Here is an 11,105-nt window from a genome sequence, read left to right on the forward strand (position 1 = left end):
TCGCTGAAAGTGAAGGTGACGGTGGCGGTTTCCCCCGCGGTGAGCAGGCTGTCGGCCAGCGTGATGGTGGCCGTGGGGCGCCGGACGTCGATGTCGTAGGTCATCGTGGAGACGGCCCGGCCCACACCGGCGTTGCCTGCGAGGTCGGTCATGCCGGCGAGGTTGACGCTGATCTGGTTGCCCGACGAATCGCGGGCGTCGGAGGGGTTGGCGGGGGAGTCCTGGACCCCCGGGGCCGTGAGCGTGACCTTCCAGGTGGTACCGCCGTCGGTGCTGTACAGGTTGGACAGCCTCGCCCCCCCGCCCACGACCAGATCGTCGAGGCTGAAACTGCGCGCATCAATGGCTTGGGAGAAGCGCAGGGTGACGGTGGCGCTCTCGCCCCGACTCAGTTTTTCGTCGCTGATCGTGGTTTGTTGCAGATGGAAAGATGGCGCTCTGGCATCGGGCACGGTGTTGTTCGCTGCGCGCTTCGTATGGGCTCCCGTCATGGGTGCGGGCGCTGTGATGACGGACATGGTGTTGTTCCTTGGATGGCGGATTCGACGGACAGAGTTGGTGGTGTGCGCGACTTCCCGCTCTCCCCGCTCGGGGTAGCGCGGAGAGCGCAGGCCGCCGAAAAATTGTAATACAGAGTGTTATTTTGAAACTATTACCTGCGCGACACAGTCAACGCGCAGGCGCTTGGGCCGCGAGTCTGCGATCCGACAGATTAAGAAACGTGAAAATTGACACTTCCCCAGAGTGAAACGCATCCATCACGTTTCATTATTTAAAATCGCACGCACGCATGTTCTGCCCCGAAAATAGCAGAACAAAATGAAATGGCTGCATTTCGCGCCATGGCAAGGCGCAAACCACAGCAACTCCCAAGAGGTATCGCGAGTATTTGCAACGCCGCCAGGGCACGAAAAGCGCAGTTTTATGTGCTGATATTTGCAGGGCGAAACACCCATGTTTTGCTCAGCGAAACAGTCGCATAAAATGTAACTGTTGCATTTTGCGACAGGGCCAGGCGCAGCGATTCCCTCAGGTATCGCGAGGATTTGTAACGCCACTATGGCGCGAAAAGCGCCGTTTCATGCGCTGATACTTTTCAGGCTTCAGCGCGCATCGGCCGCCATGGCCTCGGCGCGGATTTCTTCGGTCAGGCGCGCCTTGAGGTCCATGAATTCGGGGCTGGTCTTCATGCGGTAGTCGCGCGGGTGCGGCAGGGGCACGGCCAGTTCGGTCTTGATGCGGCCGGGCCGGGCGCTGAACACGGCCACGCGGTTGGCCAGGAAGATGGCCTCGTCGATGTCGTGCGTGACGAACAGCACCGTCTTGCGCTCGGCCTCCCAGATGCCGAGCAGCAGTTCCTGCATGAGCGCGCGGGTCTGGTTGTCGAGCGCGCCGAAGGGCTCGTCCATGAGCAGGATCTTGGGGTCGTTGGCGAGCGCGCGCGCAATCGCCGTGCGCTGCTGCATGCCGCCCGAGAGCTGCCCGGGGAAATGCTGCTCGAAGCCGCGCAGCCCGACCTTGGCGATGAAGTACGCGGCGCGCTCCCTCTGCTGCGCCCCGGGCAGGCCGCGTTCGCGCAGGCCAAAGCAGATGTTCTGCTCGACGCTGAGCCAGGGGAACAGCGTGTAGCTCTGGAACACCATGCCGCGCTCGGCGCCCGGCCCCTGGACCGGCGCACCATCGAGCAGCACGCGCCCGCTGCTCGCGCGCTCCAATCCGGCGACGATGCGCAACAGCGTCGATTTGCCGCAGCCCGAGGGCCCCAGGATGGTGAGGAAATCGTTCTCGCGCACCTCCAGATCGACCGGCTGCAAGGCCTGCATGCGCTGCCCCCGGGCGCTCTCGAAAACGCGGGCAACGCCTTCGATGGAAACGCAGCTCATGGCACGCGGCCCCAGGCAAACAGGCGCTGGTTGAGCGCCTTGAAAGCGAAGTCGGAAACCAGCCCGATCAGGCCGATGGTGATGATTCCGAAGATGATCTGCCCGGTGTTGAGCAGCGTCTGGCTGTCGGTGATCATGTGCCCGATTCCGGACGAGGAGCCGATCAGTTCGGCGACGATCACATAGGTCCAGGCCCAGCCCAGAACCAGGCGCAGGGTTTCGGCGATCTCGGGCGCGGCGCCGGGGATCAGCACCCGCGTGACGATTCCCCTGTGGCCCGCGCCCAGCGTGTACGCCGCCTCCACCAGGTCGCGCCGCGCGCCGCCGACCGTGACCGCGACCATCAGCGTGATCTGGAACACCGCGCCGATGAAGATGACGAGGACCTTCTGCGCCTCGCCGATTCCCACCCACAGGATCAGCAGCGGGATGAACGCGGACGCGGGCAGGTAGCGGCAAAACGAAATGAAGGGCTCGAAGAACGCTTCGACGCCCTTGTACGCGCCCATGGCAATACCCAGCGGCACGGCGACGGCGGCAGCCAGAACGAAGCCGCCGGCCACGCGCCACACCGTCATCCCGATGTCCCTGAGGAAGTCGTACTCGGTGAACAGCAGCCAGCCCTCGCTGAGCATGGTGATGGGGCTGGCCAGAAAGGTCGGCGAGACGAATCCGCCGAGCGTGAAAAACGCCCACAGCGCGACGAACACGGCGAAGAAGGCCAGGCCCAGCAGCCAGCGGCTGCGCGCGCTCACCGGCGCCAACGGCGCCAGTGCACGCGCGCGCCGCAGGGGCCGGGGCGCAGCGGACAGGGCGCGCTCTGGCATGGGGTGCGGCTGCCGGAGCCTATTTGACGAAGCGCGCGTCGAACATGGCGGCCAGGTCCTGCGGCGCCTTGCGGATGACCCCGGCCTCGAGCAGGATGGCCGTCGCGTCCTTCATGAACGCGCTGATTTCTTCGGTAAAGAACTTTTGGTTCGCGGCCCGGTCCTGCCAGCGCAGGAAGGACGCCGACTTGGCAAATTGTTCGCCCGTCTGCTTGACCGCCGCGCCCATGATTTCGTTGGACCGGGCGGGGTCGGCGGCGATCAGGTCCAGCGCCGCGAAATAGGAATCGGCCAGCGCCTGCGCCGCCTTCGGATGCTCCTTGAGCCAGGCGGGGGCGCAGCCCACGGTGTCGATCACCATCGGATAGTCCAGCGTGGTCGCGAGGATTTTGCCGGCGCCGGGGTTCTCGCGCACCGTGGAGAGATACGGCTCGTAGGTCATGGCGGCGTCGTTCTGGCCGGCAACGAAGGCCTGCGCCGCGGCCTGGGGCGAGAGCGTGGTGAGTTTCACGTCCTTCAGGCGCATGCCGTTCTTGCTCAGCATCCAGGCCAGGCCGAAGTAAGGGCCGTTCCGGGTGCGTCCACGCCGATGGTCTTGCCCCGCAGGTCGGCAAAGCCCTTGATGCCATCGCGCACCGCGAGGCCGTCGGCGCCGTAGGACTTGTCCGTCTGGAAGATCTGCACGATGGGAACGCCGTTGGCGTTCCACGCGACGTGGGTCTCGACCGTGGTGGCGGCGCACTGTATGGACTTGGAGGCCAGCGCGAAATGGCGGTCCTTCTGCGGAATCAGCTTGATCTCGACGTCCAGGCCGTTTTTCTTGAAGATGCCCGCCTTGTCCGCCAGCGTAAGGGGTGCGAAACCCGTCCAGCCGGACATGCCGAGCACCACCTTGGTGCCGGGGCCGTCCTGCGCCCGGACCGCTGTGGCCAAACCCAGCGTGCATGCCACGGCCGCGGCCAACGGCGCCCATTTCACAAGCAATCGCTTCATCTATCTGCTCCTGTTGGAATAAGTCTTCAAAAGCCCAGCCTCCCCGACCAAGCTGCCATGATGGCAGTTGCTGCACGCTTGTATAGACAGGGAAAACGCCAGGGGGTCCAAGCCATCACGCAAAAAATGGGCCCGGCCGAGCGCGCGCTGCCGGCGTCGGCGGCAATCAGCCAAAGCCGGGAACGGAAATGCCGGCCATGCGCACGACGACGAAAGCGACCGCGATCAGCCCGATCACGAGCAACAGGCTGCGCAGCAGGCGCGCGAGCACCAGACCGATGACGATCCCCAGCAGCAGCGGCACCGGGGCCTCGTCCCAGATCCGCTGCAACCAGTTCCAGGCGCTGCCGAGATGCGACGCCAGCATGGCCCAGGCCTGGGCCAGCATGTCGCCCACCGGCAGGTCGTTCATGTTCATGTGCGGGCCCTCCAGCCGACGCGTTGCAGGGGCGCGGAATCCGGCGCGGGGCCGGACGGGCTGGCCGCTGCCGTTCCTGAACCGCCTGGCAGGGCCGTGAGCGTCCGCCGCATCGCCCATCGCGCCAAGATCGGTTCAGCCATCCAAGTGTGGCTGCGTGCGCTGAGGTCGGATCGCTGTTGCATCGGGTCGCGGATTATGGCCTGCGGCGACGGGGCTCCGTGGTGACTGAATGAAATACCTCGTCTGCGCAGCCCACTCAAGACCCTGGGCACAGTTGCAAATAGTTCAAGGCCATGCGCCCGATGGCCGGAAAAAAACAGGGGCGTCCCCGGTGGCCCACTACACTGGGAGCCACCATGCACCGCCCGCATCCCCTCCCCTGCGCCCGCCCTGCGGCAAGCTGAACGTCCCTGCCGCCCATCGGGCCCGCCGCCATGTCGTTCTCGCTTGCCTTTCGCCCCCGCGTGATCGACGCGCTGCGCGGCTACAACCGCGGCCGCTGGCTGGCGGATGTGGGTGCCGGCGTCACCGTGGGCATCGTGGCGCTGCCGCTGGCCATGGCGTTTGCGATTGCCAGTGGCCTCAAGCCCGAGGCCGGGCTGTGGACGGCGATCATCGCGGGCTTTCTGATCTCGGCGCTGGGCGGCACCAACGCCCAGATCGGCGGGCCGGCGGGCGCCTTCATCGTCATCATCTACGACATCGTCAATCGCTACGGCGTGGCCAACCTGTTGATCGCCACGGCCTGCGCGGGCGTGCTGTTGCTGCTGCTCGGGCTTTTCCGGCTGGGCACGCTGGTGCGCTTCGTTCCGGTGGGCGTCGTGATCGGTTTTACCAACGGCATTGCCGTGCTCATCGCGCTGTCGCAGGCCAAGGACTGGCTGGGCCTGTCGATCGAGCACATGCCGGGCGACTTCTTCTCGCAGATGCGCGCGCTGGTGCGGCATATGGACAGCTTCAACCCCTACGCGTTCGGGCTGGGTACGGCCTGCGTGGTCGGGCTGTTCGTCTGGCCCCGGCTGACGATGAAGGGCTCGCCCGTGATGCAGGTGCTCGAGCGCCACACCATGCACGGCTTCGCGCACCTGCCCGCGCCCGTGGTGGCGCTGGTCACGCTGAGCCTGCTGGCCTGGGCGCTCGGGTTTCCGGTGGAGACCATCGGCTCGCGCTTTGGCGGCATTCCGCGGACGCTGCCGGGGTTTGCGCTGCCCGATTTCTCGTGGGAGACGGTGCGCCTGCTGGTCACGCCGACGGTCACCATCGCGCTGCTCGGCGCCGTCGAATCGCTGCTGTGCGCGCGCGTGGCCGACCAGCTGACGAGCGACCCGCAGCACAAAAAGCACGACCCCAACCAGGAGCTGATGGCCCAGGGCCTGGCCAACCTGGTGGTGCCGTTCTTCGGCGGCATGCCCGCCACCGGGACCATTGCCCGCACGGTGACGAATATCCGCGCGGGCGCCACCTCGCCCGTCGCGGGCATGGTGCACGCGCTGACCCTGGCGCTGATCGTGCTGCTGGCCGCGCCGCTGGCGCTGCACATTCCGCTCGCGGTGCTCGCGGGAATCCTGCTGTACGTGGCCTGGAACATGGGCGAGTGGCACGAGTTCGTGCGCCTGCGCCACTTCAGCAACCACTACCGCTTGCTGATGCTGGGGACGTTCTTTCTCACCGTGGTGTTCAACCTGATCGTCGCCATGGAGGTGGGCCTGTTCCTGGCCTGCGCGCTGTTCGTGCGGCGCATGAGCGCGCTGTTTCGCGTGGAGCGCCAACCCGAGTCCGGGCCCGAGGCCGGCGCCGCGCCGCACCCCGGCGCCACCTGGCGCCTGCACGGCGCGCTCTTCTTCGGCGCGGCCGCGAAGATCGACCCCATCGTGCAGGCCGTGGAAGCCGGACCGCCGGGAATGGAGCTGGTGCTCGACGCCAGCGAGCTGGTGGCGCTGGACACCACGGGGCTCGACGCCCTGGTGCAGATCCTCCGGGCCGTGAACGCGCGCGGCGGGCGACTCTGCGTCATCCATCTGCACGAGCAGCCGCGCTCGTTGATCGAGCGCTCGGGCTTTGGCTTGCAGCTGGCCGCGCAGGCCGCGCCGTGCACCCGGGATGAGAACGCCGCCCAGTAGAATCCGGGCCCCAGAGGTTCTCCGTCCATGTCCATTCTCCGCCGCCCCGCCCCCCCATCCGCCACCCCGCAGTCCATCGAGCCGCTCCAGGCCGGTCGGGCCCTGCCATGGGATGAGAGGGTCGGGCGCAGGATATTCCCGCGCTGAGCGTTGCGTATCCGACAGCAATCCATGGTCGCCGCGGCTGCCGATGCGCCAGGCACGCCCCCGCTGGACGCGGGCGCAATGCCCGTGGTGGTCGACCAGGTGGCGCTGGCGCGCCTGTATGGCGAGCCGCTGTTCGCTCTGCCCACCGACCTGTACATCCCGCCCGACGCGCTCGAAGTCTTTCTCGAAGCCTTCGAAGGCCCGCTGGACCTGCTGCTCTACCTGATCCGCAGGCAGAACTTCAACATCCTCGACATCCCCATGGTGGGCGTCACGCGCCAGTATCTGGCGTACGTGGACGAAATCCGCAGCCGCAACCTGGAACTGGCCGCCGAGTACCTGCTGATGGCGGCGATGCTGATCGAGATCAAGTCGCGCATGCTCCTGCCGCCCAGAAAGCAGGCCGAGGGCGCAGAGCCCGAGGACCCGCGCGCGCAGCTCGTGCGCCGCCTGCTGGAGTACGAGCAGATGAAACTGGCCGCGCTGCGCCTGGCGCAGATTCCGCAGTACGGGCGCGACTTCCTCAGGGCCCAGGTGTGCGCCGCGCAAAGCCTGCAAGCGCGCTTTCCCGATGTGCACACGGCCGATTTGCAGGCGGCCTGGCGCGACATCCTCGGGCGCGCCAGGCTCGTGCAGCACCACCGGATCACGCGCGAAGAGCTCTCGGTGCGCGAATACATGGGCCTGGTGCTCAAGGCGCTGCAGGGCCACCGCTTCGTCGAATTCGAGGCGCTGTTCGAGCCCGCAAAGGGCAGCAGCGTGCTGGTCGTGACCTTCATCGCGCTGCTGGAACTGGCCAAGGAAACGCTGATCGAGATCACGCAGGCCGAGGCCTTTGCGCCCATCTACGTGCGGCTGGCGTACACGCCGGTCTGACGATACAGTCAGTCCGCCCCGCAGAGACGGGCCCCGATTTCCCCCCTCCCCCAACGTCCCGACACCCCATTCCCATGACCGACCGCACCACCGTCCACGGCTGCAAGTGGCCACCCCCCTGTTGCGCTTTGTAGAAGACAAGGTGCTGCCCGGAACGGGCGTCCACAGCGCCGCTTTCTGGCAGGGCTTTGCCGCCATCGTCGCCGATCTGGCGCCGCACAACGACGCCCTGCTGGCCGAGCGCGAGCGCCTGCAAGCCGAACTCGACGGCTGGCACAAGGCGCACCCCGGCCCCATCGGGGACGTGGCGGCGTACCGCGGCTTTCTGGAGAAGATCGGCTACCTCGTGCCCCAGCCCGCCGGCGTGCGCGCCACGACGGACCAGGTCGATGACGAACTGGCCACGCAGGCCGGCCCGCAGCTGGTGGTTCCCATCCTGAACGCGCGCTACGCGCTGAACGCGGCCAACGCGCGCTGGGGCAGCCTGTACGACGCGCTGTACGGCACCGACGTGATTCCCGACGCCGGCGGCGCAGAAAAGGGCCCGGGCTACAACCCCGTGCGCGGCGCCAAGGTGATTGCCTTTGCGCGCCAGGTGCTCGACGAGAACGCGCCCCTGACTGGCGCTTCGCACCGGGACGCGACCGGGTACCGCGTCGCCGGCGGGCAACTCGTGGTCGCGCTCAGGAGCGGCGCCGCAGCGGGCCTTGCGGACCCCGGCCAGTTCCGGGGCTACCAGGGCAGCGCCGCCGACCCGTCCGCGGTGCTGTTGCAGCACAACGGCCTGCACCTTGACATCCGGATCGACCGCAGCACCCCCATCGGCCAGTCCGACGCTGCGGGCGTGAGCGACCTGGTGCTGGAAGCGGCGCTTTCCACCATCCTGGACCTGGAAGACTCCGTGGCCGCCGTGGACGCCCAGGACAAGCTGCTGGGCTACGGCAACTGGCTGGGAATCATCCAGGGCACGCTGACGGAGCCGGTCTCCAAGGACGGCCGGACCTTCACGCGCGGCCTCAGCGCCGACCGCATCTACACCGCCCCCCTGGGCGGCGAAGTACGCCTGCATGGCCGCGCGCTGATGTTTTTGCGCAATGTGGGCCATCTGATGAGCAACCCGGCGATCCTCTACACCGACGCGCAGGGCCGGGAGCGCGAAATCCCCGAAGGCATCATGGACGCCGTGCTCACCAGCACCATCGCGCTGCACGACCTGCGCAAGGAGCAGGGAGCGGAAATCCGCAACTCACGCAAGGGCAGCGTCTACATCGTCAAGCCGAAGATGCACGGCCCCGCCGAAGTGGGTTTTGCGAGCGCACTGTTCGCCCGCGTGGAACAGCTGCTGGGCCTGCCCGCGAACACGGTCAAGCTCGGAATCATGGACGAGGAGCGCCGCACCAGCGTCAACCTCAAGGCCTGCATCGCCGCCGCCAGCGCGCGCGTGGCCTTCATCAACACCGGCTTTCTGGACCGCACGGGCGACGAGATCCACAGCACCATGCACGCCGGCCCGATGCTGCGCAAGGGCGACATGAAAACCAGCGCCTGGATCCAGGCTTACGAGAGGAACAACGTGCTCGTGGGCCTGGGCTGCGGCCTGCGCGGCAGGGCGCAGATCGGCAAGGGCATGTGGGCCATGCCCGACCGGATGGCCGAGATGCTCCAGGCAAAGATCGCCCACCCCCGGGCCGGCGCCAACACCGCCTGGGTACCGAGCCCGACCGGCGCCACACTGCACGCGCTGCACTACCACCAGGTGAAGGTGAGCGAAATCCAGATCGAACTGGAAAAGACCGACGCCGACGCCGCGCGCGAGCAGTTGCTCACCGGCCTGCTCACCGTGCCCGTGAGCACCCACCCGGACTGGAGCGCCGCGGACCGGCAGCAGGAACTGGACAACAACGCGCAGGGCATTCTGGGCTACGTGGTGCGCTGGGTGGACCAGGGTGTGGGCTGCTCCAAGGTGCCCGACGTCCACAACGTGGGCCTGATGGAGGACCGCGCCACGCTGCGCATCAGCAGCCAGCACATGGCCAACTGGCTGCTCCACGGCGTCGTCAGCCCCGCCCAGGTGCGCACCACCTTCGAGCGCATGGCCGCCGTGGTGGACCGGCAAAACGCCGGCGACCCGCTGTACCAGCCCATGGCCGGCCACTTTGACACCAGCCTGGCCTTCCAGGCCGCCTGCGACCTGGTTTTCCAGGGACTGGTGCAGCCCAGTGGCTACACCGAACCCCTGCTGCACGCCTGGCGCCTGAAGCGCAAGGCAGCGCAAACAGCCTGAACCAACGCCCCAAAACATCCCCGAAAGGAACCCGCCATGCCCACGTACCACATCGAGATGATGGAAGGCCGCACGCTCGAGCAAAAGAAAAAGCTGGTCGAAGAAATCACCCGCGTCAGCGTCGAGGTACTCGGCGGATCGCCCGAGTCCGTGGACATCCTGATCACCGACGTCAAGCGCGAGAACTGGGCCACGGGCGGCAAGCTCTGGCTGGAGCGAAGCTGACCGGCTCGACTCGCGGGGGCGCAGCCGCCCTGCCCTTCCCTGGCGGTGCGGGACAGGCGCTCAAGCGCACAACCCCTTCCAAGCCTCCAAGGTCTTGGTGAACAGAGGAAAGCCCTAGCCGGCAGGGACCCCGCACGATAGATCGCCCTGGGCCAGGCGCCGCCGTTGCGCACAAACCTCCGCACGCCATGCGGCGCAGGATTTATGCAACAACGCCTTTGGCGTCTGCAACATTGCCCACTGCTCCGGGATCAGTTCACTCCGTTGGTGCAGGGCTGAATATGCTGCGCTCCACGAGCTGATGCATGGGAGCGGCAATGATCACCTGCCGCCAGAGAGTGCCAAGCAGTTGCACTCGATACCAAAATGGATCGATTTGTCATCTGCAATTTGTCACCTGGGCTTACGCGAAATAAATTCGACAACCATAAGATGGCTTGAATACCGTGCACCCCTTCAGGGCGGCGCGTGATCATCAGAAAATTTCCCGTAGCGAAGCAAACGTCTTGATCAGGCATCGGCCAACGATACAGGAATGCAATATTGCAGACTCAAATGAAACAGGAGCTTATCCACCCCGGTGTGCCCATACCCTTCGTCTGAATTGAGTCCGCATGAAATCGCGGCTTCGTGGCGGGGTTGCAAATCCATCACATTGGATCCAGGCACCGCTTCGGTGCGCATGCATCGATTTCACTTTGCGCTCCCCGCCAGCGTTGACAAGAGTTTGGCGCACGCCACCGCGTCGCCCGCCTGAAACAACGCAAACCGCTCATGTCCACAAGGAATAAGCGCCCCATCCGATTCAGCACCCAGCATTGAAGGAATACCATGGCATCAGACACCAGGGCCCCGAAACTCGTCACCGCAGGCGCCAACGCCCCCACGGCCGCTGACGACCAGCTGGTGCTCACGTACGACGGACCAAACAATCTGGACGGAAACATCGGCGCCGCAGGCTTTACCGTGATCAGCACCACGGGCACGGCCATTACCGTCAGCCGCGCCAGCGTCGATGCCAAGGCCCAGACCATTACCCTGACGCTCAGTCGTGCCATAACCACGCAGGATGTAATAAAAATCAGCTACACCCCACCCGCGAACGGCAATGGGGTGCAGGACGTGGCAGGCAATGACGGGCTCCTCGGGCTCCTCGTCGTTTCGTGTGGAAACCAACATGCACAATAGCCGCTGGTAGCGGACGCCAGCGGGCAGGTCGCCTCGGGCCTGTCCACAGGTCCACCAAGTTGATGTTGAACATGGGAGTGTCTGATGGGTGTTGAACTGGAAGCGCTGTTCACCAATGCGCTGGGGCTGCAAGCGCCGTGG

Annotated in this window: 9 protein-coding genes and 2 pseudogenes; 5 read left to right on the forward strand and 6 right to left on the reverse strand. The window is 66.1% G+C overall.

Going from position 1 to position 11,105, the window contains the following annotated elements:
- The 5 genes and pseudogenes from VTU_RS27325 to VTU_RS0114025 all read right to left on the reverse strand — a co-directional run.
- The coding region (locus tag VTU_RS27325; protein WP_010105171.1) for an Ig-like domain-containing protein at positions 1-518 on the reverse strand (518 nt) is incomplete at its 3' end.
- A gap of 585 nt (positions 519-1,103) precedes the next feature.
- Complete coding sequence (locus tag VTU_RS0114010) at positions 1,104-1,883, reverse strand: ABC transporter ATP-binding protein (protein WP_010105173.1); 780 nt, start codon at positions 1,881-1,883, stop codon at positions 1,104-1,106.
- Positions 1,880-2,710 (reverse strand): ABC transporter permease, encoded by an 831-nt coding sequence (locus VTU_RS0114015; RefSeq protein WP_010105175.1) that lies wholly within the window; start codon positions 2,708-2,710, stop codon positions 1,880-1,882. Before VTU_RS0114015 ends, VTU_RS0114010 begins: the two co-directional genes overlap by 4 nt.
- A gap of 19 nt (positions 2,711-2,729) precedes the next feature.
- Positions 2,730-3,703: pseudogene (locus VTU_RS27330) on the reverse strand (ABC transporter substrate-binding protein).
- A gap of 166 nt (positions 3,704-3,869) precedes the next feature.
- Entirely contained in the window at positions 3,870-4,121 is a 252-nt protein-coding gene (locus tag VTU_RS0114025; RefSeq protein WP_010105177.1) for a hypothetical protein, read from the reverse strand.
- A 437-nt stretch (positions 4,122-4,558) separates the two neighbouring features.
- Between VTU_RS0114025 and VTU_RS27335 the strand changes: the two genes are divergently transcribed.
- The 4 genes and pseudogenes from VTU_RS27335 to VTU_RS0114045 all read left to right on the forward strand — a co-directional run bounded on the left by VTU_RS27335 (position 4,559) and on the right by VTU_RS0114045 (position 9,776).
- Positions 4,559-6,244: a SulP family inorganic anion transporter gene (locus tag VTU_RS27335; RefSeq protein WP_010105179.1), complete on the forward strand. Its 1,686-nt coding sequence runs from the start codon at positions 4,559-4,561 to the stop codon at positions 6,242-6,244.
- A 171-nt stretch (positions 6,245-6,415) separates the two neighbouring features.
- Positions 6,416-7,267 carry a segregation and condensation protein A gene (locus VTU_RS0114035; RefSeq protein ID WP_010105180.1) on the forward strand — a complete coding sequence of 284 codons (852 nt, stop codon included), beginning with the start codon at positions 6,416-6,418 and terminating at the stop codon, positions 7,265-7,267.
- A gap of 74 nt (positions 7,268-7,341) precedes the next feature.
- A pseudogene (locus VTU_RS0114040) lies at positions 7,342-9,551 on the forward strand (malate synthase G).
- Between the two features lie 36 nt (positions 9,552-9,587).
- Complete coding sequence (locus VTU_RS0114045; protein WP_010105184.1) at positions 9,588-9,776, forward strand: 4-oxalocrotonate tautomerase; 189 nt, start codon at positions 9,588-9,590, stop codon at positions 9,774-9,776.
- Between the two features lie 510 nt (positions 9,777-10,286).
- On the opposite strand, the gene VTU_RS33630 is transcribed toward VTU_RS0114045, so the two are convergent.
- Positions 10,287-10,460, reverse strand: a complete 174-nt coding sequence (locus tag VTU_RS33630; RefSeq protein ID WP_169315404.1) for a hypothetical protein — start codon at positions 10,458-10,460, stop codon at positions 10,287-10,289.
- 147 nt (positions 10,461-10,607) lie between these two features.
- Here VTU_RS33630 and VTU_RS0114050 point away from each other — a divergent pair, with 147 nt between their 5' ends.
- Positions 10,608-10,964, forward strand: coding sequence for a SwmB domain-containing protein (locus VTU_RS0114050; protein WP_010105186.1), 357 nt, complete (start codon positions 10,608-10,610; stop codon positions 10,962-10,964).
- The last annotated feature ends 141 nt before the right edge of the window (positions 10,965-11,105 follow it).

The organism is Verminephrobacter aporrectodeae subsp. tuberculatae At4 (assembly GCF_000193225.1).
Taxonomy (GTDB): domain Bacteria; phylum Pseudomonadota; class Gammaproteobacteria; order Burkholderiales; family Burkholderiaceae_C; genus Acidovorax; species Acidovorax aporrectodeae.